The organism is Tsukamurella asaccharolytica (assembly GCF_007858435.1).
GTDB lineage: Bacteria > Actinomycetota > Actinomycetes > Mycobacteriales > Mycobacteriaceae > Tsukamurella > Tsukamurella asaccharolytica.
In genome coordinates this window covers 1-600 of the sequence record NZ_VIGW01000053.1, presented here as the reverse complement: position 1 = coordinate 600, position 600 = coordinate 1, and the positions used below count along the sequence as shown (strand labels likewise).

At 44.0% G+C, this 600-nt stretch carries 1 protein-coding gene; it reads right to left on the bottom strand.

All coding sequences use genetic code 11. The features are described from left to right. The coding region (locus FK529_RS20905) for an SLC13 family permease (RefSeq protein WP_193559738.1) at positions 1-600 on the bottom strand (600 nt) is incomplete at both ends.

Below are 600 nucleotides of genomic sequence, written 5' to 3'. Positions count from 1 at the left end.
AACTGCTTTAGATCTTCCGGTTGTCCTTCAATCAATAGAACATCATTCTCCCGTAAGATCTCCTCTTTACTTGGCGAAAGTAGCCGTCTTGCTCCTCGAAGAAGCGTAACAACATTAACATGATCTTCTGTCACCTTCTCAAGTTCGGCAATCGTCTTCCCAATAAATTTATTATTCGGTAAGATTTTGGCTTCTAAAAGATAATCATCCGTCTCAAAGAGGCGGCTATTATTCTCCGTATCCCGAATAGGAATCAGGCGCCAACCAATAAAAGAGATATAGAGGAGGCCTACAATCACCACAACAATACCGACCGGCAAGAAATCAAACATGGCAAAAGCACCCGCCGCCGGATCTACAGTCTCCCGATATTGAGCAATAATCATATTGGGAGGAGTTCCGATCAATGTAGCCGTTCCTCCTAAAAGAGATGCGAAAGCCATCGGCATCAACAATTTTGAGGTAGGAATGTTGTAACGTTGTGATACTTGTAGCGCTACCGGCATAATAAGCGCTAACGCTCCAACATCATTCATAAAGGCGGAGAAGAAAGCGACAAGCCCCGTTAAAGTTAGGACTAATAGTACGGGCCGATCTGAA